Raw genomic sequence first — 24,448 nt, forward strand, 5'->3', positions numbered from 1 at the left:
GGGCGGACTCTGCCGGGCATCTCGGGACCGGATCAGGACTCACCCTCGCCGGCGTCTGATCTCCTCGTTGATCGCCGGGAGCACCTCGTGCAGGTCACCGATGACGGCGTGGGTGGCCTTGGTGACCATCGGCGCGTCGGGGTCGGTGTTGATCGCGAGGATGTTCTTGGCGCTGCTGCACCCGGCCCAGTGCTGGATGGCGCCGCTGATGCCGCACGGGATGTAGAGGTCGGGTGAGATCCGGCTGCCGGTCTGCCCGACCTGCTCGTGGTGCGGGCGCCAGCCGAGGGACGTGACGACCCGCGAGACGCCGACGGAGGCGTCGAGGAGGTCGGCGAGCTCGAGGATCTCGCCGAAGCCGTCCGCCGAACCGGCTCCTCGTCCGGCCCCCACGACGACCCGGGCCGACTTCAGGCTGCCGGACAGGTCGGGCTCGGGCTCCTCGCTCGAGACGACCCGGGCGACCAGGTCGGCGTCCGCGACGTCCGGGGTCTCCTCGACCAGCTCGCCGGTGCCGGGGGCGTCTGCCGGGGCCGCCTGCACCGCGTGGCCGGCGATCGTGAAGAGGGCGGGGCGCTGCGACAGCTGCATCTCCTCGCGCGCCTGTCCGCCCACGACCTGACGGGTCACGGTGAACGGCGAGAGGCTGCTGAACGAGACCACGTTGGCGGCCATCGGCAGCGCCGTGCGTGCACCTACGTGCGCGAGCACCTCCATGCCGCGCGGCGTGCCGGAGGCCATCACGACCACCGAGCCGGTCTTCTCCCGCACCGCCATCAGGCCCGCGGCCCAGGCGGCGCCGGAGTAGGCGTCGTACGCCGGACCGGTGAGGGCGTGCACCCGGCGTACGCCGTGCTCGGCGAGCGCCTTCACGACGTCGTCGCCGGGCACGCCGACCACGACTGCGTCGATCGGGATCCCGCCGCCCGCGGCAGCGAGGTCACGCGCGAACGTGATCGCCTCGAGCGAGTTCTCGACAGCCTCGCCGGTGAGCGAGACCTCCACCAGGACGAGGATCATCGGGCCAGCACCCCCAGCCGCTCGAAGAGGTCGACGACCGCGGGCGCGGCCGACGGACCCTCGCCGAGGATCTCGACGCTCGACGGGGTGGGTGGCGGAAGGACGAGCCGCAGGCGGGAGGCACCGGTGGGCGCCACGCCCGGCTCGCGCTCCTCGACCCGCGCCTTCTTGGCCTTCATCCGGCCCGGAACGGTCGGGTAGCGCGGCTCGACACCGCCCTCGAGGATCGTCACCACCGCGGGCAGCGGCAGCCGGTAGGTCTCGTGCCCGTCGGCCCCGGCGCCGCTCGCGGTGACCTCGCCGTCGGCGACGGACACCGTGCTGACGCCGTTGACGACCGGCCAGCCGAGCTCGTAGGCGAGTCGGATCCCGACCTGGAAGTCGCCGCTGTCGGCGGCGTCGTTGCCCAGCAGCACCAGCTCGTGGGGCGTGCCCGCTGCCTCGTGGTCGCGGACGACTGCGGCGATCTCACGGGCCACGTCGGCAGGGCCGAAGGCCTGGGAGTCGGCGACGACGTGGGTCGCCGCCGTGCAGCCCACGGCGAGGGCGGCCCGCAGCTGCTCGACCGCATCGGCGTCGCCGAGCGTCATCACGGTGGCCGAGCCGTTGCCGGCGGCGGCGACCTGGACCGCGAGCTCGACCGCGCACTCCTCGTGCGCGCTCATCGTGAAACCCGCGTAGCGGCCGTCGACGCCCTGGCCGTCCTCGGTGAGGACGACCTCGCCGGACGAGTCGACGACCCGCTTCACGCAGACCAGCGGATTGACACTCATGAGGAAGCTCCTCGGAGGAGAACGGGGTCCCCGCGGCGTTGTTCGACGGAGGAACGCAGCGGGGGAGGCGAAGAACGTCGTGGGGTGTTCATCGGATCCGGTCGTTGGTCGGGTCGAGGAGCGGGGTGGCGTCGACGGAGCCGACGGTCACCGGGTAGAGCTCCTCCATGTAGGACACGGCCAGCTCGTTGCCGATCGTGGCCTGCTCGGGTGGCAGGTAGGCGAGCAGCACGTGCTTGCCGAGCGACGGCGCGGAGCCGGCGCTCGTGACGTAGGGGTGGTGCCCGTGGCCGTCGGTGAGGGAGCCGCCGTCGCGGGTCAGGATCGGCTCACCGCCGAGCATGTAGCGCTTCACGCCGGAGGCCGACGTGTGGTCGTCCACGGTCAGGGTGCAGAGCACCGTCTGCGGATCTGCGTCACGCTGGGCGAGGTAGGCCTCCTTGCCGACGAAGTCGGCCGCCTTGACCTTGGGCCGCTGCATGCCGGCCTCCACGATGCTGCGCTCACCGTCGAGCTCGGCGCCGTAGGCGCGGTAGCCCTTCTCGATCCGGCCCGTGGTGCCGTAGACGCCGATGCCGGCCGGGACTGCGCCGTGCGGCGCGCCGGCCTCGAGCAGCGCCTCCCACAGGTCCGCCGCCTGCGACATCGGGACGTAGAGCTCCCAGCCGAGCTCGCCGACGTACGAGATGCGCGACGCGAGCACGGTGATGCCGCCGACCGAGATCTCGCGGCAGGACAGGAACCCGAAGCCAGCGTCGGACACGTCGTCGGAGGTCAACGACGCGACGATGTCGCGTGCCCGCGGGCCCCAGATGCCGATCGTCGAGACGTCGTCGGTGAGGTCGGTCAGCGTGGTGGTGCCGGCCTCGGGCAGGTGGCCGGAGAACCAGGCGCGGTCGGCCATGCCGTGGGCGCCGCCGGTGACGACCCGGAAGTGGTCCTCGCCGAGGCGCATCACGGTGAGGTCGGAGCGGAAGCCGCCCTTCGCGTCGAGGACGGGTGTGTAGATGACCTTGCCGACGGCGACGTCGCACTGCGCCACGCAGGTCCCCTGGACGACGTCGAGCGCCTCGGGGCCCTCGATGTCGAAGATGCAGAACGCGGACAGGTCGATGACCGCGGCGGCCTCACGCATCCGGAGGTGCTCGGCGTTGATGATCGGGCTCCACCACCGCGAGTCCCACTCGTGCTCGCGGGGCATCACCGCGTCGCCGTACTCCTCGAGGAGACCGGCGTTGGACTCGTACCAGAACGGACGCTCCCAGCCGGCGGTCTCGAAGAAGACCGCGCCGAGCTTGGCCTGGGAGTCATGCATCGGCGAGAGGCGCTGGTCGCGGTCGGACTCGTACTGCTCGGCCGGGTGGATGATCCCGTAGGTCTTGATGAAGGACTCGGTGGTGCGCAGCCGGGTGTGCTCGCGGCGCTTCTGGTGGGTGTGGAAGCGGGCGATGTCACTGTGGTGCAGGTCGATCTCGGAGTGGCCGTGGGTCATCCACTCCGCGACCGCGCGACCGACGCCCGGGCCCTCCTTGATCCAGACCGCGGCCGCCGTCCAGAGTCCGGCCACCTCGCTCTCGCCGAGGATCGGGTTGCCGTCGCAGGTCAGCGACAGCAGGCCGTTGATGGCGTAGCGGATCTCGGCACCCTCGGCGCCGAGCAGCTCGGGCATCAGCTCGTAGGCCTGCTCGAGCTGCGGGTCGAAGTCGTCCTCGGTGAAGGGCATCTCGGTCGGCGACAGCTTGGCCTGCTCGATCGAGGGGATGTCCTCCGGCTCGTGGAGGATCGCGCGGTGGGCGTAGGAGCCGACCTCCATGTCGGCGCCGTGCTGGCGCTCGTAGCAGAAGGTGTCCATGTCGCGGACGATCGGGAAGGAGATCTCCCCCTCCTTCTCGGCCAGCTGCGGGCAGGGGCCGACACTGATCATCTGGTGCACAGCCGGGGTCAGCGGGATGCTGATGCCCGCCATGTCGCCGAGCTTGGGGCTCCACACCCCCGCCGCGATGACGACCGTCTTCGCCTCGATGTCGCCGCCGGTCGTGCGCACGCGGGTGATCCGCCGGGTGCCGTGGGGACCGTCCTCGGTGTCGAGGCCGGTGACCTCGACCGTGGGTACGACGGTGAGCTCGCCGGTCGCCAGCGCGCGCTCACGCATGATCGTGCCGGCACGCAGGGAGTCGACGACGCCGACGCCCGGCGTCCAGAAGGCGCCGATGAACTGGTCCTCCTCGATGAAGGGGACCTTCTCCTTCACGAACTCCGGGCTGACCAGCTCGGCCTCGATGCCCCACGCCTTGGCGCTCGACATCCGCCGCCGCAGCTCCTCCATCCGCTCCTCGGTCCGGGCGATCTCGAAGCCGCCGGACTCGGTGAAGACGCCCATCTCCTTGTACTGCGCGACCGAGTCGAGGGTGATGTCGGTGATCTCGCGGGAGTGGTCCACGGTGAAGATGAAGTTGGACGCGTGACCGGTCGAGCCGCCCGGGTTGGGCAGGGCTCCCTTGTCGATCTGCACCACGTTCTTCCACCCGAGCCGGGTGAGGTGGTGGACGAGGCTGTTGCCGACGATGCCGGCTCCGATGACGACGACGTCGGCGGTCGCGGGGACCTCTGCCATGGGGGTGCCTCCTGGGCCGTGCGGGTGGGCCTGCGATGTTGCGTAGTGCGCAACATGTTGCGCTATGTGCGACGGGTCAAATGTACGCCGCCGCCCCCGAGCACTGTCAAGGAGGCTCGGGGGCGGCGGTGAGGTCGTGCCAGAGGGTCAGGTCCTCGGCGAGTCCTCGCCGGCGTCGGTGACCTCCTCGGGCTCCGCGCCGTAGGCGGCGAGGGCGACCGTGTGGTGCTCCATCGTGTCGTACTGCTGGGCGTGCAGCACGGCCCGTCGTACGCGCGGGGGCAACGTGGACTCGTAGGGCTCGGCGCGCAGCGACTTCATCAGCGAGACGCACATCGCGCAGATGACGAGCATGAACGGCCCGGCCACGATGATCACCAGTGTCTGCAGGGCTCCCAGTCCGCCGGAGAACAGCAGCACCCCGGCCACGGCACCCTGGGCGACTCCCCAGAAGACCACCAGCCAGCGCATCGGCTCCTCCTTGCCGTGCTGGCTGAGCATGCCCATCACGATCGACGCCGAGTCGGCGCCGGTGATGAAGAAGATCGCCACGAGGAAGACCGCGAGCACCACCGTGATGCTGGCGAGCGGGTACTCCCGCAACATGGTGAAGAGCGCACCTTCGTTGCCCTCCTCTGCCAGGACCGCTCCGAGGTCCTTGGCGCCGGAGAGCTGCAGGTCGAAGGCGGAGCCGGCCATGATCGAGAACCAGACGAACGACACGACGCTCGGCACCAGGATCACGTAGACGACGAACTGGCGGATCGTGCGGCCCTTGGAGATGCGCGCGATGAACATGCCGACGAACGGCGTCCACGAGATCCACCAGGCCCAGTAGAAGATGGTCCAGCTGTTGAGGAACTCACTGCCCCCGAAGGCTCCGGTGCGGAACGACATCGTGGGCAGGTGAGTGAGGTAGCCGCCGAGGGACTCGGTGAACGTGCTGAGGATGAACACCGTCGGGCCGACCACGAAGAGGAAGAAGGCCAGCGCGAGGGCCGCGACCGCGTTGGCGTTGGAGAGGAGCTGGACGCCCTTCTCGACGCCCGTGACCGCGGACAGCACGAAGCAGAGCGTCAGGAAGGCGATGACGGCCACGGTGAGCCACTTGGACTGGCCGGTGCCGAACACGTTGTCGAGGCCTCCGCTGATCTGCAGGGCACCGAGGCCGAGCGAGGTCGCGGACCCGAACAGGGTGGCGAAGATGGCGATGATGTCGATCGCCTTGCCCGGCCCCTCCGTGGCGCGGTGGCCGAGCAGTGGCCCGAAGGCGCCGGAGACCAGGTTGCCGGTGCCCTTGCGGTAGGCGAAGTAGCCGATGGCGAGGCCGATCACGGCGTACATCGACCAGGGGTGGAATCCCCAGTGGAAGAACGTGTACTCCATCGCGACGCGCGCGCTGTCCGGAGTGCTGGGGTCACCGCGGCCCGGCGGGATGCTTCCCGCGCTCTCCGCGGTGAGGTAGGTCAGCGGCTCGGCGACGCCCCAGAACATCAGGCCGATGCCCATGCCGGTGGCGAACATCATCGACACCCAGGAGAACGTCGAGAACTCGGGCTCGGAGTCGTCCGGGCCGAGCTTGATGTTGCCGTAGCGGGTCACGGCGAGGTAGGCCGAGAACAGCAGGAACAAGGCGCTGACGAGGATGAAGAGCCAGCCGAACAGCGAGGTCAGCTTGCCCAGGATGGTGCCTGTCGTCTCCCCCATGCCGGTGGAGTCCACGGTGCCCCAGAGGAGGAACGCGACCGCGAGGCCGGCTGCCACCCCGAAGGTCACCTTGTCGAGCGGGAAGTGCCCGTCACGGTCGCGCGACGGTGGGACGACTGCTTCGCCCACGGGTTCCTTGATGGCCCATGCGTGCCTACCAATCCCGTTGCGTCTTGCGCAACGCTGCGCGTGCCTTGCAACATGGCGGATACTGCTCCGCCCCCGGGCGAGTGTCAAGGCTCTCCCGGGGGCGGGGCAGGTGCAACTGATCAGCAGGGATCAGCAGGGATCAACCGAGCCAGGCGTCGACCTTGTCCTGGTTCTCCTCGATCCACTTGGCCGCCGCGTCCTCGGGCGACATGCCGTCAGTGGCGATGTAGCCGGCCACGACGTTCTGGTCCTCGTTGGTCCACTCGAAGTTCTGCACCAGACCCACCGCGGTGGAGTCGCTGGCCGCCCATTCGCTGCCCACGATCTTCTTCAGCTCGGTCTCGGGGTAGTCGCAGGCGACCGTCTGCGGGTCGTCCTGGCAGCCCTCCTCGTAGGCCGGCAGCGACACGCGCTGCATCGGCACCTCGGCGTTGAAGTACTGCGGCTCGTACCAGTAGCCGATGACCCACTCCTTGTTCTCCTCGGCCTTGCGGAACGCCTCGATGGAGGCGGCCTCGGAGCCGGAGAAGACAACCTTGAAGTCGAGGTCGAGGTTGCTCACGATCGCCTCGTCGAACTGGACGTAGGACGGGTCGGCGCCCAGGAACTGGCCCTGGCCGCCCGACTCCGAGGTGGCGAACTCCTGGGCGTAGTCGTTGAGGTTCTCCCAGTCGAGGATGTCCGGGTTCTCCTCGGCGAGCCACGGCGGCACGAACCAGCCGATGATGCCGACGTTGCCCTGCGGGCCGAAGTCCTCGGCCGTCCCGTCACCCTCCTCGGCGAAGAACTTCTTCTCGAGGTCGGGGTGGCCCCAGTCCTCGATCACGACGTCGACCTCGCCCGTGCCGAAGCCCTGCCAGGAGACGTCCTCCTTGAGCTCCTTGTAGTTGACTGTGCACCCGAGCTGGTCCTGGGCGACGGTGCCCACGACGTAGGCGCTGGCCTCGTAGCCGACCCAGGGGTTGACGGCCATGTTGAGGTCGCCACACTCGCCTCCGGACTCGGCGGCTGCCTCCTCGTTGGCCTCCGTGGCCTCGTCGATCGATCCTCCGCCACCGCAGGCGGAGAGCGCCACGCTGGCGATCACGGCAAGGGCGCCCAGCCGGGCCCCTCGACTTCTGGCAATCCTCATGATGCTTCTCCTCGTTGGTGCGTTGGTTGATCGAGTAGTGCGGAACTCAGAGCCCTACCGGGGCGGGCCGATGGGGAGACGGACGTTGAATGCCCGGCGGGTCGTCGGGCCGTCGTCGCGGCGCACCTCGGCGGCGGCCCGCGTGATCCGGTCGAGCATCACCCCGAGCAGCACGATCGTGATGCCCGCGGCGAGCCCCTTGCCCCACGCCTCGCTGCGCGCGAAGCCGTACACCACGTCGTAGCCCAGGGCGCCGGCGCCCACCAGGCCGCCGATCACCGTCATGGCGAGCACGTAGAGCAGCCCCTGGTTGGTGGCCAGCACGATCGACCCCTTCGCCATCGGCAGCTGGACCTTGGTGATCTCCTGCCAGGTGGTCTGGCCGGTGGAACGACCCGCCTCGATCGTCGTGGGCGAGACCGCCTTCACGCCGTCGGCCACCAGCTTGATGGCGGCGGGCGCGGCGTACACGATGCCAGCAGTGATCGCGGTGAAGCGCGACGGGCCGAAGAGAGCCAGCACCGGGATGAGATAGACGAACGGCGGGATGGTCTGGCCGGCGTCGAGGATCGGCCGGATGCCGACGTCGACCCGCCGGTCACGCGCCATCCAGACGCCGAAGACGATCGCGAGGATCATCACCAGGACCGTGGCGACGAGCGTCATGTTGAGGGTGATCATCGCGTCGTGCCACAGGTCGAAGTACCAGATGCCGGTCAGGCACACGACCGTGCTGATGAAGGCACGTACGCCACCGAAGACGAACGCCAGCGCGGCGATCGCGGCGAACGCCAGCCACCAGGGCGAGTCCGCGAGCAGCGCCTGCGTGCGGTTGAGGAACTGGTTGGTGATGAGGTCCTTGACCCACTCCGTCGCGCCGCCGAAGGTGTCGGTGAACCAGTCGACGCCGTCACTGGTCGCGCTCGCGACCCGGTCACCGATGGTGTACGTCGGGAACTCCGCGAGGCTGACGTAGGTGCGCGAGAGGTAGATCGCGACCAGCGTCGCCACGCCGCCGCCGATGATCAGGCCCTGGCGCACCCGCGGGTTGCCCCCGCCACCGCGGGCGACCTTCTCGGCCCGCTCGCTCGCCGCCGTCGTCGTCCGGTCGAGCATCACCGCCATCACGACGATGAGCGCACCCGGCACGAATGCCGTGCCCACGTCGTTGATCCGCAGGCCGGCGAGCACGGGCTTGCCGAGGCCGGGGCCGTTGACGAACGCGGCCAGGGTGGCCATCGACAGCGCCGCCAGCGTGGTCTGGTTGAGGCCGACGATGATCGTCTTGCGGGCCATCGGGACCTGGACCTTCAGCAGCCGCTGCCAGTAGGTCTGTCCGGCGGAGTCGGTGGCCTCGACGGTCGTCGCGGAGACCTCACGGATGCCGAAGCCGGCGATGCGGATCAGCGGGGGCAGTGCGTAGATCAGCGTGGAGACCACGGCCGCGCTCGGACCGATGCCGAAGAACAGCACGATCGGCAGCAGGTAGACGAAGGTCGGCATCGTCTGCATGAAGTCGAGGAAGGGTGTGACGACCTGGTTGGCCCGTCGGTTGGTGCCGATCAGCACTCCTAGGGGCAGACCGATGAGCACGGCGAGCAGGACGGAGATGCCCGTGATGATGAGCAGGTCCAGCGAGTCCTGCCAGTAGCCGAAGACGCCGAAGGAGAGGAACGACGCCGCGACCAGCAGCGCAATGCGCCAGTTCGCGACGAGCAGCCCGACATACGTCGCGAAGGCGACGATGCCCAGCCAGCCGACCTCCGGCACCGGGCGCGGGAAGTTGGGCAGGACGACCATCCGCTGCAGCCACTCGACCGCGCTGCGCAAGGCATCGGCGATCGCGTTGGTGAACTGCATGACGGGGTTGGTCGAGCGCCCGGCCAGCAGGTCGTTCTGGAACTCCGTGAGGCTGTCGTGCAGACCGGTGCGCGACGTGCCCGGCAGCGCCAGCGTGCTGGTGCCGTTGGTGAAGGACCAGAGCACGATCCAGACACCCAGGATCGCCACCGCCGGGATCCAGCGGCTGAGGCTCTTGCGTTCCTCGACCGGCGGCGCAGCGCCCGGCTCGACCGGCTTGGGTGCGGAGGGGGCGATCGTTGCGGTCACGACTCCTCCTCCGCCACGACGACCCGCATGATGTCCTCCTCGTCGACGACACCGACCATCGTGTCGCCGTCCATCACCCGGATCGGCGCGTCGGAGGCGATCGCCGCACGGGCTGCCTGCCGCACGATCGTCGACACCGGCAGCGCCGGACCGTCCATCGACTCCCCCGGGCGCGGCTCCCGCATCACCCACTTCAGCGTGAGCACGTGGGCCTTGGGCACCTCGGAGACGAAGTCCTTGACGTAGTCGTCGGCGGGCTGCGCGACGACCTCGTCGGGGGTGCCGATCTGCACGATCTCGCCGTCGCGCAGGATCATGATCCGGTCACCGAGCTTGAGCGCCTCGGCGAGGTCGTGGGTGATGAAGACCATCGTCTTGCCGAGCTCGCGGTGCAGCCGGATGACCTCGTTCTGCATGTCGCGCCGGATGAGCGGGTCGAGGGCGGAGAAGGGCTCGTCGAACAGCAGCATCTCGGGGTCGCCGGCCAGCGCCCGCGCCAGGCCCACGCGCTGCTGCATGCCACCGGAGAGCTGGTCGGGGTAGGACTTCTCGTAGCCCTGCAGCCCCACCAGCTCGACGATCTCGGCGGCCTTGGCGCGACGGTCCTTCTTGGCCACACCGCGCACCTCGAGGCCGTACGCCACGTTGTCGATCACCTGGCGGTGGGGCAGCAGGCCGAAGTGCTGGAAGACCATCGACACCTGCTTGCGGCGTACGTCGCGCAGCTGGCTCGCCGAGGCGGAGGTGATGTCCATACCGTTGAGCGACACCGTGCCGCTGGTCGGCTCGATGAGCCGCGTCAGCAGCCGGACCAGCGTCGACTTCCCCGACCCGGACAGCCCCATCACCACGAAGACCTCCCCCGGGGCAACCTCGAAGGAGACGTCCTTGACCCCGACCACGCAGTTGGTCTTGGCCTTGAGGTCGGCGCGGGAGAGCTCGGCGTCGGGGGTGCCGATGATCTTGTCGGCGCTCGCCCCGAAGATCTTCCAGAGGTTGTCGACGGACAGTGCTGCGGTCATGGCTGCTCCCCTACGGGCTGGGTCGGGCGGTCGACGAGGTCGTTGCGACGGTCGCCGGGAGGGTAGAGCGGGCTGTCGCTGCGGTGCCGGTAGTACGGCGCGTCCGCGGGGGCCAAGGGCGTACGACCCGCGATGAGGTCGGCGGCCTTCTCGGCGACCATCATCACGGGGGCGTAGATGTTGCCGTTGGTGACGTAGGGGAAGACGCTCGCGTCGACGACTCGCAGGCCCTCGGTGCCGTGGACGCGCATGCTGGCCGGGTCGACGACCGACATGTCGTCGGTGCCCATCTTCGCGGTGCACGAGGGGTGCAGCGCGGTCTCGGCGTCCTTGCGCACCCAGTCGAGGATCTCCTCGTCCGTCTCCACCGACGGGCCGGGCGAGAGCTCGCCGCCGTTGAACGGCGCGAACGCCGGCTGGTTGAGGATGTCGCGCGCCACCCGCACGGCCTCGACCCACTCGCGACGGTCGTTGGGCGTGGACAGGTAGTTGAAGAGCATCCGGGGCTTCTGCCGCGGGTCGGTCGACGCGATACGCACCCAGCCGCGGGTGTCGGCGTACATCGGGCCGATGTGGACCTGGTAGCCGTGGGCGTACTTGTCCTGCCCGGCCGGCGGGGAGCCGTCGTAGCGGATCGCGATGGGCAGGAAGTGGAACATCAGGTTCGGCCAGTCGACGTCGTCGTTGGACCGGCAGAACCCGCCACCCTCGAAGTGGTTGGAGGCCGCGGTGCCGGTGCGCCTGAAGAGCCACTCGAGGCCGACCAGCGGGCGGTTGCGCCACTTGAGGCCCTCGACGATCGAGACCGGCTGGAGCGAGGCGTACTGGATGTAGACCTCGAGGTGGTCCTGGAGGTTCTCCCCCACGCCCGGCAGGTGGTGGACCATCTCCACGCCGAGGGGGCGCAGGTGCTCGGCGTTGCCGATGCCGGAGAGCTGGAGCAGCTGGGGCGAGTTGATCGCGCCGCCGCAGAGGACGACCTCGCCGGCGCCGACGTAGTGGTGCCTGCGGCCGGCACGGAGGTACTCGACGCCGACGGCCCGCTTGCCCTCGAAGCGCACCTTCGTGGCGTGCGCGAACGTCTCGACCGTGAGGTTCTTGCGGCCCATCACCGGGTGCAGGTAGGCGCGCGCGGCGGACATTCGCACGCCCTTGACGATGTTGCGGTCGAAGCGCCCGAAGCCCTCCTGACGGTAGCCGTTGACGTCGTCGGTGAGCGGGTAGCCCGCCTGCTCCGCGGACTCGAAGAACGCGCTGAAGAGCGGGTTGGTCGCCGGGCTCCGCTCGAGCTTCAGCGGACCGGACCCGCCACGCCAGGCATCGGCGCCGACCTGCCCGTCGGGCAGGATCAGCGACTCCATCCGCTTGAAGTAGGGCAGGCAGTGGCGGTAGTCCCACGCCTCCATGCCCGGGTCGGCGGCCCAGCGCTCGTAGTCCATCGGGTTGCCGCGCTGGAAGATCATCCCGTTGATCGACGACGAGCCGCCGAGCACCTTGCCGCGCGCGTGGTAGACCCGGCGGTCGTTCATCGCCGGCTCGGGCTCGCTCTCGTACTTCCAGTCGTAGAGCGAGTTGCCGATGGGGAAGGGCAGCGCGGCGGGGGCGTGGATGAGCGGGTCGAAGCGGTCGGTGCGACCCGCCTCGAGCACCAGCACCGAGACCGACGGATCTGCCGAGAGCCGGTTGGCGAGCGCGCAACCGGCCGACCCACCACCCACGATGACGACGTCGTACCGGTCCGCACCCATGGCCTACTCCGTGGTCCCGGGCGAGAACCAGTGCTGCACGGCCGGCCGGATGTTGTGCCAGACGTGCTTGGTCTCGCGGTACTCCTCCAAACCCGGCCAGGCCCAGCTCGCGCCCGGTGCCCGACTGCTTGTAGCCGCCCCACTCCGCCTGGGGGACGTAGGGGTGGTAGTCGTTGATCCAGACCGTGCCCATCCGCAGGCGCCCGGCGACGCGCTGCGCCCGCCCAGCGTCCTGGGTCCACACCGCGCCGGCGAGGCCGTAGATGCTGTCGTTCGCGATGGTCACGGCCTCGTCCTCGTCACGGAAGGTCTCGACGGTGAGCACCGGACCGAACGACTCGTCCTGGGTCACCGACATCGAGGTCGTGCAACCGTCGAGCACCGTCGGCAGGTAGTAGAAGCCGTCGGCCAGCGCGGGGTCGTCCGGGCGCTGTCCGCCGCAGCGCAGGACCGCGCCCTCGGCCAGCCCGCGGGCGACGTACGCCTCCACCTTGTCGCGGTGGGCGGCGCTGGTCAGCGGTCCGGTCTCGGCGTGCTCGTCGAACGGGCCACCGAGCCGGATCCCCTGCGCCCGGGCGACGAGCGCGTCGACGAACTCGTCGTGGATCGACTCCTCAACGAGCAGCCGTGCGCCGGCCGAGCAGACCTGGCCGGAGTGGAGGAAGACCGCGGTCAGCGCGTAGTCGAGGGCGACCTCGCGGTCGGCGTCGGCGAAGACGATGTTGGGGTTCTTGCCACCGAGCTCGAGCGCGACCTTCTTGACGGTCGCGGCAGCGGCGGCGGCGATCCGGCGGCCCGTCTCGAGGCCGCCGGTGAAGGACACCATGTCGACGCGCGGGTCCGTCGAGAGCAGCGCCCCGGCGCTCGCACCCGCACCGAGGACGAGGTTGCCCACGCCGGGGGGCAGCCCGGCCTCCTCGAGCAGGCGCATCAGGTGGATCGCAGTGTGCGGCGTGAGCTCGCTCGGCTTGAGGACGAACGTGTTGCCGGCGGCCAGGCACGGCGCGACCTTCCACGACACCTGGAGGAGCGGGTAGTTCCACGGCGTGATCAGCCCGCAGACGCCGATCGGCTCGTGGACGATGCGGCTGACCACGTCGGCGTTGCCGGCGTCGACCATGCGGCCCGACTCCTCGGCAGCGATCCGGCCGTAGTGCCGGAAGACCGAGACCACGTCCGCGACGTCGTACTCGGACTCGACGAGCCGCTTGCCGGTGTCGAGCGACTCCATCCGCGCGACCGCGTCGGTGTCGCGCTCGAGCAGGTCGGCGAGCCGGAGCAGCAGGTCTCCCCGCTCGCGGCTCGAGGTGCTCGGCCAGGGACCGTCGACGAACGCACGGTGCGCCGCGGCGATGGCCGCCTCGGTGTCCGCCTCACCCGCCTCGTCTACCTCGGCGACGAGCGACCCGTCGGCAGGGCAGCGGATCTCGCGGCGCTCGCCCGAGCGCGCACTGACCCACGATCCGTCGACGTAGAGATCCGGCACGCGTCTCCTGCCCTCAGCTGCTTGTTGCGTATCTCGCAACCGGATGCTCCGAGCGCAACCAGCCAGACACCCCGAAGGATGGGGCGGAGACGCCCTCCCGGTCAAGGGTGGTCGAGACAGCGTGACCTATCGGTGACCCCAGCCGAGGCGGTGCGAGACCTCCACGGCGGCCGACACCACGAGGCGTACGACCTCGCCCACCCGGTCCTCCGGCAGCCGGAACGACGGCCCGGAGACGCTCATCGAGGCGACCACGTCGCCGTGCGCGTTGCGGATCGGCGCGGCCACGGCGGTCAGCCCGATCTCGAGCTCGTCGACGGCGACGGCGTAGCCCTGCTCGCGCACCCGTGCCAGCTCGTCGCGGAACTTCGCGCGACCGGTGATCGTGTGGGGCGTGTACGACGCCAGCTTGCCGAGGGCGGCGTCGAGGGCCGACTCGTCCAGACCACTCAGCAGGACCTTGCCGTTGCTGGTCGCGTGCAGGGGGATGTGCTGGCCGACCCAGTTGTGCGGCTGGAGCGCCGACGACCCGGCGACCTGGTCGAGGTAGAGCGCCGAGCTCTCCGCGAGCACCGCGATGTTGACGGTCTCGCCGGTGTCGGCGGCGAGCTGGCGCGAGATCGGCCGCGCCTCCTGGACCAGGTCGAGGCGCGCCGTCGTGGCGCCGGCCAGGCGCAGGATCCCCATGCCGAGGCGGTAGCGGCCGCGGTCGGAGGTCTGCTCGACGAGGCGGTGCGCCTCCAGCGTCGCGACCAGCCGGAACGCCGTGCTCTTGTGGACGCCGAGCTCGACAGCGAGCTCGGTCACCCCGGACTCGCCGGTGCGGGCCAGCACCTCGAGGATGCCGAGCGCCCGGTCCACGGACTGCACGCCAGCGCCCGTGACGGCTGGGCTCAGGTCCGCCGTCACACCGTCCTCCGGCAGCTCGACCACGTCCGACATGGGCTGAGACTAGCGCAGCCGCTGTTGCGTATCGCAGACTGCGTTCCGTCGAGCGCAACAGTTCTTGAGCCAGGAGCCGCATGCCCCCCGTCCCCGACGCCTCCACGGACGTCACCCCCGCCCCAGCCGAGTACGTCCTCATCCTCTCCTGTCCGGACCGTCCGGGCATCGTCCACGCCGTGTCGGGCTTCCTCGTCGAGCAGGGCGCCAACATCGTCGAGAGCCAGCAGTTCGGCGACCGCCTGACCGACCGGTTCTTCATGCGCATCGGTTTCGTGGTCGAGGCCGACGGAGGCGCCGAGGGTCTGCGCGGTGCGTTCGTGCCCGTGGCGGAGCGGTTCGGGATGGAGTACGAGCTCTGGGCGGCCGCGGCGCCGACGCGCACGCTGATCATGGTGTCCAAGCACCTGCACTGCCTCAACGACCTGCTCTTCCGGGCCAGCACGGGCTCGCTCCAGATCGAGATCCCCGCCGTGGTGTCCAACCACCCCGACGCGCGCGCGCTGGTGCGGTCGTACGGCCTCGAGTTCCACCACGTGCCGGTGACCCCCGACACGAAGGCGGACGCCGAGAAGCAGCTGTTGGAGCTCGTCGACGAGACCGGTACCCATCTGGTCGTGCTCGCCCGCTACATGCAGGTGCTGTCCGACGACCTGTGCCGCCAGCTGACCGGCCGCGCGATCAACATCCACCACTCGTTCCTGCCGAGCTTCAAGGGCGCCAGGCCCTACCACCAGGCGTTCGACCGCGGCGTGAAGCTCGTCGGCGCGACCGCGCACTACGTGACCGGCGACCTCGACGAGGGACCGATCATCGAGCAGGACGTGCTGCGTGTGGACCACGGCTACGACCAGGAGTAGCTCGTCTCTGCAGGTCGCGACGTGGAGGCGCAGGTGCTCTCGCGGGCCGTGCGCTGGCACGCGCAGTCGCGGATCCTGCTCAACGGCGACCGCACCGTCGTCTTCCGCTAGCCGACGCCCCAGTCTTCAGCGCACCACCCGTGGCAGGAACAACCCGAGGGAGCAGGCATGCAGTCCGACATCGAGATCGCCAACGCCGCAGTCCTGCGACCCATCCGCGAGGTCGCGGCAGAGACGCTGGGCATCGCCGAGGAGCACCTGGTGCCCTACGGCCACTACAAGGCGAAGGTCGACATCGGCTACCTGACCTCCCTGGCCGACCGCCCCCTCGGCAAGCTCGTGCTGGTCACCGCGCTCTCGCCGACCCCGCCCGGCGAGGGCAAGACGACCACCACTGTCGGCCTGACCGACGCGCTCCACGGCCTCGGCCACCGCACGGTGGCCTGCCTGCGCGAGCCCTCGATGGGGCCGGTCTTCGGCATGAAGGGCGGTGCGGCGGGCGGCGGGTGGAGCCAGGTCGTGCCGATGACGGACATCAACCTGCACTTCACCGGTGACTTCGCGGCGATCGCGGCGGCCAACAACCTGCTCTCCGCGCTGATCGACAACCACGTCCACCACGGCAACGAGCTCGACATCGACGTGCGCAGCGTGACGTGGAAGCGCGTGCTGGACATGAACGACCGCGCGCTGCGCGAGGTGACCGTCGCGCTCGGCGGCCACGCCAACGGCTTCCCGCGCTCCGAGGGCTTCGACATCGTCGTGGCCTCCGAGCTGATGGCGATCTTCTGCCTCACCGAGTCGTGGGCCGACCTCAAGAACCGCATCGGCGACATCGTCATCGGCTACGACCGCTCGACCAAGCCGGTGACCGCCCGCGACCTCGACGCGCACGGCGCGATGGCGGCGCTGCTGCGCGACGCGCTGGCACCCAACCTCGTCCAGACCATCGAGGGCGCCCCGGCCTTCGTGCACGGCGGCCCCTTCGCCAACATCGCCCACGGCTGCAGCTCGGTGATGGCGACCCGCGCGGGCCTGCGCCTCGCGGACATCGTCGTCACCGAGGCCGGCTTCGGCGCCGACCTCGGCGCGGAGAAGTTCGTCGACATCAAGTGCCGCAAGTCCGGGCTGCGGCCCGACGTCGCCGTCGTCGTGGCCACCGTCCGCGCGCTGAAGTACCACGGTGGCGTGGCCCTGGCCGACCTCGGCACCGAGGACCTCGATGCCGTCGACGCCGGCATGGTCAACCTCCGCCGGCACCTGTCCAACATCCGCGACGTCTACGGCATCCAGCCGGTCGTCGCGGTCAACCGGTTCCCCACCGACACCGACGACGAGATCGCCCGCGTCGTCGAGCTCGTGGCCGAGGAGGGCGTGCGCGCCTTCCCGGCGACGCACTTCGCCGACGGCGGCGCGGGCGCGAAGGACCTCGCCGAGGGAGTGCTGGCCGCGCTCGAGGGCGAGTCGGCGTACGACTTCTCGTTCACCTACGACGACGAGATGTCGCTCACCGAGAAGGTCGAGGCGATCGCGACCCGGCTCTACGGCGCCGGCCTCGTGACCTGGGACGCCAAGGCGCGGCGGCGCCTCCAGCGCATCGAGCGCGACGGCTACGAGAAGCTGCCGGTGTGCGTCGCCAAGACGCAGTACTCGTTCTCCACCGACCCGACGTCTCTGGGTGCGCCGTCGGGCCACGAGCTGCACGTGCGGGAGGTACGCCTCTCGGCGGGCGCCGGGTTCGTCGTCGTGGTCTGCGGCGACATGATGACCATGCCCGGCCTCCCCCGCGACCCGTCCGCGTCCCGGATCGACCTCGCCGACGACGGAACGATCCTGGGGCTGTCCTGAAGGGTCGCCGTCAGTACGGGGACGACATGGTGGCGGGCGACCCCGGCAGTGGACCACCGGGCACGCGCTCGCAGGAGCCAGTCGCGGCGGAGCATCGCACCAGCCTCGACGACGGCATGCCCGAGTAGTCGTCGAAGGACCACAGGACCACGGCGTCGGGCGACTCCCAGCCGACGATGCGGAGCTCCCTCACGTCGCTCGGCGTGGTGAGACGCACGGATGCCCCGTCCAACCGCCTCACCCAGTACTCGTTCCCGTCCGGGCCGTAGTCCGTGTAGGCGTAGGCGCTGCCGTCGGCCGACCAGAGCCCGGACCACGAGACCGTGAAGCGACCCACCTGGTCGAAGCCCCCGTTGCGGCCGACCGTGCCGTACACACTCGCTTCGGACTTCGAGCGCCACACCGTGGTGCCACCCGGCCAGCCGTCGAGGTCGACGCCGTTCCCGACCTGCGGCCCACCGAAGCGGACCGGTCGTCCTCGCGGCGACAGGACCTTCACACCGGCTGAACCCTGGCTGAGGACCAGGCGTCCCCGGTTGCTGAGGGTCCGCAGCCAGATGCCGTTGTCCCCGTCCTCCTGGGCGACCGACCGTCGGTCACGGAAGAGGTTCGCGACACCCTGCCTCTCGACGTCGTACAGGACGACGCGGTAGCGCTGGACACGCCGGTACGCCTCGGTCCTCGGGGCACGTACCTCCGCCCAGGCGAGCCAACGCCCGTCGGCCGAGACGAGCGGCTGCGACCCGCGGGTGCGCATCGGGAGCTGCTCGAGCGTGCCGCCCTCGACCACGAACCACGTCGCCGGCCCTCCGGTGCTCCGACCCCCGTCGGCGGCGACCACGGTGGTGCCGCCGCGGGACACGATGTCGCTGCGTCCGGTCGCGATGACGGCCCCACCCACGTGCAGCTGACCACCCTGCCACCACGGCAGCGTCGTGGGGGCACCCATCGGGAGCTCGTCGTAGGTCGGCGGCACGGGAACGGACACAGACACGAGACCGAGGACCAGCGCGACCATCTGAGTCAGCATTCGCGCAGGCTACTGCGATCTCCGGCTGGCCACGGGCACTTCCCGACCACGACCTCCGCAGGCTCAGTCGCCGAGCTCCGCGCGGCGCCGGATGACGTAGTCCTGCAGCTCGTCGCGGACCGCGTCGTCGAGCGCCGGCTGCTCGTACTCCTCCAAGGTCTTCTGGTAGGCCACGGTGGCGCGCGCGTTGGCGTCGTTGCCGCCGTTGCGCATCCACCGCTCGTAGTTCTCCGACGACGACAGGAGCGGACGGTAGAAGCAGGTGCGGAAGCGCTCCATCGTGTGCATCGCGCCGAGGAAGTGCCCGCCGTGGCCGACCTCCTGGTGCGCGTCGAAGGCCATCGACGCCTCGTCGATCTCCAGCGGCGTGAACTCGTGGCGCAGCATCTGCAGCAGCTCGATGTCGACGATGAACTTCTCGTAGCCGGCGACCAGCCCGCCCTCGAGCCAACCGGCCGAGTGCATCACCCAGTTGGCACCGGCGAGGAAGGTCGGCATGAGCGTCATCAGCGCCTCGTAGCCCGCCTGCGCGTCCGCGACCTGCGAGGAGGTGAGGCCGCCGCCGGTGCGGAACGGCAGGCCGAAGTGGCGCGCGATCTGGCCGGTGCAGAGCAGGCCCATGCCGGACTCGGGGGTGCCGAACGTCGGCGAGCCCGACTGCATGTCGATGTTGGAGAGGAAGGACCCGAAGATCACCGGGGTGCCCGGCCGGATCAGCTGCGAGAGCGCGATGCCCGACAGCGCCTCCACGATCTGCTGCACCAGTGCGGCCGGGATCGTCACCGGCGACATCGCGCCCATCAGGATGAACGGGGTGAGCACCACGGGCTGGCCCGCGCCGGAGTACTCGAACTGCGCCTCGAGCATCCGGTCGTCCCAGCGCAGCGGCGAGTTGCAGTTGATCAGCGAGATCGTGGCAGGCGTCTGCTCGATCGCCTCGCGCGAGCCGAACAGGATCGAGGTCATCGCGATGGTGTCCGCGGCATTGACGCCCGAGACCACGTTGCCCATGTAGACCTTGTCGGTCAGGGTCTGCAGCGCGTAGGTCATGTCGAGGTGGCGGCTGTCGAGCGGGGTGTCGTTGGGCTCGCAGATCACGCCGCCGGCGGAGTCGAGCGCCGAGTAGGACTGCGCGAGCTTGGTGAAGTTGCGGAAGTCGTCCATCGTCGCGTCGCGGCGTACGTCGCCCTGCCGCACGAACGGCGGTCCGTAGACCGCACCGAAGGCCATCGAGTCGCCGCCGATGTGGATGTTGTGCTCGGGGTTGCGCGCCTGCACGTCGAACTCCCGTGGCGCCTTCGCGACCTGCTCGAGCACGAAGTCGGGGTCGAGGAAGACGGTGTTGCCCTCCACCCGCTGGCCCGCCTTGCGGAAGAGCTCGAGGGCGCGGTCGTCCATGAACTCCACGCCGAGCTCGGTCATCAGCCGTCGCCAGCCCCGGTCGAGGGTGGCCATGGCCTCCTCGGACAGCACCTCGTAACGCGGCATCGTGTTGCGGAACACGGGATCCTCCTTGACCTCGACTCGGCGGGCTCTTAGCCTCATGATGTGGAACCAAGGTTCCACATCATGGAACCAGAGGGAACCCCCTCCCCGCACGAACCGCTGAGGAGCCCGCCGTGAGCGAGACCGCCACCGGCACGCGCGCGCTGGACCGCGCCGCGGACCTGGTCGCCGCGGTGGTGCACGCCGACGAACCGATGACGTTCGCCGACCTCCAGGACGCGAGCGGACTGGCGAAGTCGACGACCTCGCGGATGCTCACCGCGCTGGAGCGCTCCGGGCTGCTCGAGCGCGACGCTGCCGGGTCCTACGTCGCGGGCCGGCTCTTCTGGCTCTACGCCGCGCGCCACGACCCGTGGGAGGAGCTCGTCCGGCTCGCCCGGCCCGTGATGGAGCAGATCGGCGAGACCACCGGCGAGACCGTGCACCTGAGCATCGCCCGCGGCGACCGCGTCGTGCAGGTCGCACAGGTCGACTCCACCTACCTGCTCGGCACCCGCGACTGGACCGAGGTCGACGTCCCGGCCCACACCTCCGCCCTCGGCAAGGTCTTCCTCGCGTGGGACGCGCTCGACCTCCCGCCCGGCGACCTGGAGCGGCGCACCCCCGCCACCATGGCCGATCGCGCCGACCTGCGTCGCGACGGCGTACGCATCCGTGAGCGCGGGTGGGCACTGACCTGCGACGAGCTCGAGCTCGGGCTCACCGGCGTCGCCGTCCCCGTGCTCGGTGTCCGTGGCGACGTCATCGCCGCACTCGGGATCTCGGGGCCGACACCACGCCTGGAGGGGCGGCTCGACGAGCTCGGTCGTCACCTGCTCGACCAGTCCACCGCGCTGTCGTCACTGCTGCGCGGCTCGCACGCCGCACCACCCCGTCCAGCCCATCGCTCCACACGCACCGAGGAGGTGGTCGCATGACCCCCGAGGAGATCCTGAAAGCGCTCTACGACGAGACACTGGTCGGCAACGCGCCGCGCGTGCTCGAGCTGACCAACGAGGGTCTGACGCTCGACATGGAGCCGCAGACGCTGCTCTTCGACGCCCTCATCCCCTCCCTCGAGGAGGTCGGGGCGCGGTTCGAGCGCGGCGACTTCTTCGTCCCGGAGATGCTCATCGCGGGTCGCGCCATGTCCGGCGCGATGGAGCGGCTGCGGCCGCTGCTGGCCGAGACCGGCGTGCAGACCATCGGCAAGTTCCTGATGGGCACGGTCAAGGGCGACGTCCACGACATCGGCAAGAACCTCGTCAACATCATGCTCGAGGGCGCCGGCTTCGAGGTCATCGACCTCGGTGTGCAGGTCGCCCCGGAGAAGTTCGTCGCCGCGATCGACGAGCACCAGCCCGACATCGTCGGCTTCTCGGCGTTCCTCACCACGACCATGCCGATGTTCAAGGCCAACATGAACGCGCTCGAGAAGGCCGGCATGCGCAACGACGTGATCGTCATGGTCGGGGGTGCCCCCGTCACCCAGGAGTACGCCGACGCAGTGGGCGCCGACGGCTACGCGGCCGATGCCTCGCAGACGGTGAAGCGCGCCAAGAGCCTGATCGAGGCCAAGCGCACGAAGGTGTCTGCCTGATGGTTGCCGAGCCCCTCCGGACCGTCCTCCGCTCGGCCACGCGCGAGCACGTCATCGGCCACGACACCCGCTTCACCCTCATCGGCGAGCGGATCAACCCCACGGGCCGCCGGATCTTCCAGGAGCAGCTGCGCGCCGGCGACTTCTCCGCGATCGAGCGAGACGTCAAGTCACAGGTCGAGGGCGGCGCCGACGTCCTCGACATCAACATGGGCGTCCCCCTGACCGACGAGCCCGAGCTGCTCGCCAAGGCGATCACGATGGTCCAGGGGCTCACCGACCTGCCCATCTGCATCGACTCCTCGGTCGTCGAGGCGCTCGAGGCCGGGCTCGCGGTCTACCAGGGCCGTGCCCTGGTGAACTCCATCACCGCCGAGGACGACCGGATGGCGGCGATCCTCCCGCTCGTCAAGAAGTACGACGCCGCGATCATCGCGCTCCCGAACGACCACGACGAGATCCCGATGGAGGCCGACAAGCGCGTCGACCTCACCGCCAAGATCATCCGCGTCGCCACCGAGGAGTACGGCATCGCCCAGGCCGACATCGTCATCGACCCGCTGGCCATGCCGATCGGGGCCGACACGGGCACGACCCTGGTGACGTTCGAGGTGATGAGGCGCATCCGCGACGAGTTCGGGGTCAACATGACCTGTGGCGCGTCCAACGTCTCGTTCGGCATGCCCGGTCGGCACACCCTCAACGGCAGCTGGCTGCCGATGGCGATGACCTCCGGCCTCACCAGCGCGATCATGGACACCCGCACCCCCCACGTCGTGGAGGCGGTCAAGGCCGCCGACGTGTTCCTCGGCCACGACGACTGGGGCATGGCCTGGATCAGCGCGCACCGGGCCAAGCAGGCAGCGGAGGCGGCAGCAGGGTGAACGACACCCCGGACGCCCCGGACTTCTCGCTCGCCGACGTCGCGCGGGAGGGCCTGATCGAGAGGCCGGGCGTCGACCCGGCCGTGCACGACGGCACGGGTCGCGTCGACCTGTCCTTCACCGTGCACACCCTCGCCGAGGACGGCGTGGCCCAGCCGCCGGCACAGCGCGGCGTACGCGTCCCGCCGGGCGTGACGGTGTTCGACGCCGCGTCGTGGAACGGCATCGCGATCGACTCCACCTGTGGCGGCCACGGCACCTGCCACAAGTGCAAGGTGCAGATCACCTCCGGTGCGGAGGTCCCGGTCACCCGGCACGACCAGCGCACGTTCACCGCGGGCCAGCTCGCCGAGGGCTGGCGGCTGGGCTGCCTCGTCCACGCCACCCGCGACCTCAGTGTCGAGGTGCCGCCGCTGACCACCCGGCCCAAGGCGGCCACCGTCGGCATCGGCCGACAGGTCATCCTGCGACCCGCCCTGCAGAAGAGGTACGTCGAGCTCGACGAGGCCACGCTCTCCGACCAGCGCACCGACCTGGTCCGGCTGACCGACGCGATCGACGACCTCGAGCTGACCGCCGACCTGCACGTGCTCCGCCGCCTCTCGACCGTGCTGCGTCAGGCCGACTTCAAGGTCACGGCCGTGATCGTCGACGAGGACCTGATCGACGTCGAGCCAGGCGACACCACGGCCGAGCGCTACGCCATCGCCTTCGACCTCGGCACCACCACGGTGGTCGGCACCCTGCTCGACGTCGGCACCGGCACGCCGATGGCCGTGACCTCCATGCTCAACGCGCAGCAGCCCTTCGGCGGCGACGTCATCACCCGCATCAGCGCCACGATGATGGACCCCGACGCCCTCGGCCGGCTGCAGCAGGCGGCCGGGAGCACGCTCGCCTCCCTCGCCGCCCAGGTCTGCCGCGAGGCCGGGGTCGACCCCAGGCACGTCTACGAGGTGGCGGTCGCCGGCAACGCGACGATGACCGCACTCGCCCTCGGCATCGACCCCGAGCCGCTCGGCGTCGCGCCCTTCGTGATGTCGTCGTCGCAGCCGCCGACGGTCCTCGCCGCCGACATCGGGCTCGACCTGCACCCGCGCGCCCGCGCGTACTTCTTCCCGGCCCTCGGCGCATACGTCGGCGGCGACATCGTCGCCGGCATGCTCGCCACCGGGATGGACCGCGACAAGCGCACCCGGCTCTTCATCGACGTCGGCACCAACTGCGAGATCGTGCTCAGCGACGGCGAGACGATCCTGTCGACCGCCGCGCCCGCCGGTCCGGCGTTCGAGGGCGGGGCCATCCGCTGCGGCATGCGCGCCGCCGACGGAGCCATCGAGGTCATCAAGCTCGACGCCCATGCAGCGGGCGACGACCCCGCGGTCACCCTCGGGGTGATCGGCGACGTCGAGGCGAAGGGCCTCTGCGGGTCCGGCCTGGTCGACGCCGTGGCGGAGCTGGTGCGCGTCAGGCTGCTCGACTCGACCGGTCGCCTGGTGCCCGACGAGGACGCCAAGGAGATCGCTCCGGCCCTCGCGGACCGGCTCACACGGATCGGCGAGGAACGGATCTTCGTCCTCCACCGCCCCACCCCCGACAGCGAGCCGGCCGAGACCGTCTACCTCTCGCAGCGCGACGTCCGCGAGCTCCAGTTCGCGAAGGCGGCGATCTCCACGGGCTGGTCGCTGCTGCTCGAGCAGCTCGGCCTCGAGCACCGCGACGTGCAGCAGGTCCTGCTGGCCGGCTCGTTCGGCAGCTACCTCTCCCCCGCCTCCGCGGTGCGGATCGGACTGGTCCCCCAGCTTCCGGTGCTGCGCATCGTCGCGGCCGGCAACGTCGCCGGCGAAGGGGCCAAGATGGCCCTGCTGTCGGTGCGCGAGCGGGCCGGTGCGCTGGCGCTGCTCGAGGAGGTGACCTATGTCGAGCTCTCGGACCGCCCCGACTTCAACGACGCCTTCGTCGAGCAGCTCTCGTTCCACAGCTGACCCAACCGCTCGCCGGGTCGCGCTGATCGCCTGCGGCGCGATCGCCCAGCCGG

17 protein-coding genes and 1 pseudogene are annotated in these 24,448 nt (G+C 70.2%); 6 read left to right on the plus strand and 12 right to left on the minus strand.

Annotated features, from left to right (window positions below; all coding sequences use genetic code 11):
* Positions 1-39: 39 nt before the first annotated feature.
* The 10 genes and pseudogenes from EUA06_RS19120 to EUA06_RS19165 all read right to left on the minus strand — a co-directional run bounded on the left by EUA06_RS19120 (position 40) and on the right by EUA06_RS19165 (position 14,703).
* Positions 40-1,020: an electron transfer flavoprotein subunit alpha/FixB family protein gene (locus EUA06_RS19120; protein ID WP_129478774.1), complete on the minus strand. Its 981-nt coding sequence runs from the start codon at positions 1,018-1,020 to the stop codon at positions 40-42.
* Positions 1,017-1,793, minus strand: a complete 777-nt coding sequence (locus EUA06_RS19125; RefSeq protein WP_129478776.1) for an electron transfer flavoprotein subunit beta/FixA family protein — start codon at positions 1,791-1,793, stop codon at positions 1,017-1,019. Before EUA06_RS19125 ends, EUA06_RS19120 begins: the two co-directional genes overlap by 4 nt.
* Positions 1,794-1,881: 88 nt before the next feature.
* The gene (locus EUA06_RS19130) at positions 1,882-4,407 is read right to left on the minus strand and encodes a GcvT family protein (RefSeq protein WP_129478778.1); all 2,526 of its coding nucleotides are present in this window, start codon (positions 4,405-4,407) and stop codon (positions 1,882-1,884) included.
* A 147-nt stretch (positions 4,408-4,554) separates the two neighbouring features.
* A complete protein-coding gene (locus tag EUA06_RS19135) occupies positions 4,555-6,243 on the minus strand; it encodes a BCCT family transporter (RefSeq protein WP_207208437.1) in 1,689 nt (562 codons plus the stop codon).
* 160 nt (positions 6,244-6,403) lie between these two features.
* Positions 6,404-7,396 carry an ABC transporter substrate-binding protein gene (locus tag EUA06_RS19140; protein ID WP_129478780.1) on the minus strand — a complete coding sequence of 331 codons (993 nt, stop codon included), beginning with the start codon at positions 7,394-7,396 and terminating at the stop codon, positions 6,404-6,406.
* Positions 7,397-7,450: 54 nt separating this feature from the next.
* Positions 7,451-9,505 (minus strand): ABC transporter permease, encoded by a 2,055-nt coding sequence (locus EUA06_RS19145; RefSeq protein ID WP_129478781.1) that lies wholly within the window; start codon positions 9,503-9,505, stop codon positions 7,451-7,453.
* Positions 9,502-10,527, minus strand: a complete 1,026-nt coding sequence (locus EUA06_RS19150) for a quaternary amine ABC transporter ATP-binding protein (protein WP_129478783.1) — start codon at positions 10,525-10,527, stop codon at positions 9,502-9,504. Before EUA06_RS19150 ends, EUA06_RS19145 begins: the two co-directional genes overlap by 4 nt.
* Positions 10,524-12,275 carry a choline dehydrogenase gene (betA, locus tag EUA06_RS19155; RefSeq protein WP_129478784.1) on the minus strand — a complete coding sequence of 584 codons (1,752 nt, stop codon included), beginning with the start codon at positions 12,273-12,275 and terminating at the stop codon, positions 10,524-10,526. The genes EUA06_RS19150 and betA overlap by 4 nt, the downstream gene beginning before the upstream one ends.
* 151 nt (positions 12,276-12,426) lie before the next feature.
* Positions 12,427-13,761, minus strand: a pseudogene (locus EUA06_RS19160) (aldehyde dehydrogenase family protein); the annotation flags it as partial.
* Positions 13,762-13,887: 126 nt separating this feature from the next.
* A complete protein-coding gene (locus tag EUA06_RS19165; protein WP_129478786.1) occupies positions 13,888-14,703 on the minus strand; it encodes an IclR family transcriptional regulator in 816 nt (271 codons plus the stop codon).
* Between the two features lie 80 nt (positions 14,704-14,783).
* On the opposite strand from EUA06_RS19165, the gene purU reads away from it, so the two are divergent.
* Both purU and EUA06_RS19175 read left to right on the plus strand, forming a co-directional pair.
* Positions 14,784-15,563: a formyltetrahydrofolate deformylase gene (gene purU, locus EUA06_RS19170; RefSeq protein WP_340640798.1), complete on the plus strand. Its 780-nt coding sequence runs from the start codon at positions 14,784-14,786 to the stop codon at positions 15,561-15,563.
* Positions 15,564-15,731: 168 nt separating this feature from the next.
* Positions 15,732-17,411 carry a formate--tetrahydrofolate ligase gene (locus EUA06_RS19175; protein WP_129478788.1) on the plus strand — a complete coding sequence of 560 codons (1,680 nt, stop codon included), beginning with the start codon at positions 15,732-15,734 and terminating at the stop codon, positions 17,409-17,411.
* Between the two features lie 10 nt (positions 17,412-17,421).
* Here EUA06_RS19175 and EUA06_RS19180 read toward each other — a convergent pair whose 3' ends face one another.
* Together EUA06_RS19180 and EUA06_RS19185 are read right to left on the minus strand one after the other, a co-directional pair.
* The gene (locus EUA06_RS19180; RefSeq protein ID WP_129478790.1) at positions 17,422-18,441 is read right to left on the minus strand and encodes a hypothetical protein; all 1,020 of its coding nucleotides are present in this window, start codon (positions 18,439-18,441) and stop codon (positions 17,422-17,424) included.
* Positions 18,442-18,504: 63 nt separating this feature from the next.
* Positions 18,505-19,944 (minus strand): trimethylamine methyltransferase family protein, encoded by a 1,440-nt coding sequence (locus tag EUA06_RS19185; protein WP_129478792.1) that lies wholly within the window; start codon positions 19,942-19,944, stop codon positions 18,505-18,507.
* A gap of 116 nt (positions 19,945-20,060) precedes the next feature.
* Between EUA06_RS19185 and EUA06_RS19190 the strand changes: the two genes are divergently transcribed.
* From EUA06_RS19190 to EUA06_RS19205, 4 genes are read left to right on the plus strand one after another with little or no spacing between them, the layout of a single operon-like run.
* Complete coding sequence (locus EUA06_RS19190) at positions 20,061-20,864, plus strand: IclR family transcriptional regulator (RefSeq protein ID WP_129478794.1); 804 nt, start codon at positions 20,061-20,063, stop codon at positions 20,862-20,864.
* Positions 20,861-21,526, plus strand: a complete 666-nt coding sequence (locus EUA06_RS19195) for a corrinoid protein (RefSeq protein ID WP_129478796.1) — start codon at positions 20,861-20,863, stop codon at positions 21,524-21,526. The genes EUA06_RS19190 and EUA06_RS19195 overlap by 4 nt, the downstream gene beginning before the upstream one ends.
* Positions 21,526-22,410: a dihydropteroate synthase gene (locus tag EUA06_RS19200; protein ID WP_129478798.1), complete on the plus strand. Its 885-nt coding sequence runs from the start codon at positions 21,526-21,528 to the stop codon at positions 22,408-22,410. The genes EUA06_RS19195 and EUA06_RS19200 overlap by 1 nt, the downstream gene beginning before the upstream one ends.
* The gene (locus tag EUA06_RS19205; RefSeq protein ID WP_129478800.1) at positions 22,407-24,395 is read left to right on the plus strand and encodes an ASKHA domain-containing protein; all 1,989 of its coding nucleotides are present in this window, start codon (positions 22,407-22,409) and stop codon (positions 24,393-24,395) included. Before EUA06_RS19200 ends, EUA06_RS19205 begins: the two co-directional genes overlap by 4 nt.
* The last annotated feature ends 53 nt before the right edge of the window (positions 24,396-24,448 follow it).

Origin of the sequence: Nocardioides glacieisoli (assembly GCF_004137245.1) — a bacterium.
Lineage (GTDB): Bacteria > Actinomycetota > Actinomycetes > Propionibacteriales > Nocardioidaceae > Nocardioides > Nocardioides glacieisoli.

Coding starts and splice junctions, on each gene's coding strand:
- EUA06_RS19140 (WP_129478780.1), bottom strand. CDS start 7,396: ATGAGGATTGCCAGAAGTCGAGGGGCCCGGCTGGGCGCCCTTGCCGTG.
- EUA06_RS19175 (WP_129478788.1), top strand. CDS start 15,732: ATGCAGTCCGACATCGAGATCGCCAACGCCGCAGTCCTGCGACCCATC.
- EUA06_RS19180 (WP_129478790.1), bottom strand. CDS start 18,441: ATGCTGACTCAGATGGTCGCGCTGGTCCTCGGTCTCGTGTCTGTGTCC.
- EUA06_RS19195 (WP_129478796.1), top strand. CDS start 20,861: ATGACCCCCGAGGAGATCCTGAAAGCGCTCTACGACGAGACACTGGTC.
- EUA06_RS19200 (WP_129478798.1), top strand. CDS start 21,526: ATGGTTGCCGAGCCCCTCCGGACCGTCCTCCGCTCGGCCACGCGCGAG.
- EUA06_RS19125 (WP_129478776.1), bottom strand. CDS start 1,793: ATGAGTGTCAATCCGCTGGTCTGCGTGAAGCGGGTCGTCGACTCGTCC.
- betA (WP_129478784.1), bottom strand. CDS start 12,275: ATGGGTGCGGACCGGTACGACGTCGTCATCGTGGGTGGTGGGTCGGCC.
- EUA06_RS19165 (WP_129478786.1), bottom strand. CDS start 14,703: ATGTCGGACGTGGTCGAGCTGCCGGAGGACGGTGTGACGGCGGACCTG.
- purU (WP_340640798.1), top strand. CDS start 14,784: ATGCCCCCCGTCCCCGACGCCTCCACGGACGTCACCCCCGCCCCAGCC.
- EUA06_RS19150 (WP_129478783.1), bottom strand. CDS start 10,527: ATGACCGCAGCACTGTCCGTCGACAACCTCTGGAAGATCTTCGGGGCG.
- EUA06_RS19120 (WP_129478774.1), bottom strand. CDS start 1,020: ATGATCCTCGTCCTGGTGGAGGTCTCGCTCACCGGCGAGGCTGTCGAG.
- EUA06_RS19130 (WP_129478778.1), bottom strand. CDS start 4,407: ATGGCAGAGGTCCCCGCGACCGCCGACGTCGTCGTCATCGGAGCCGGC.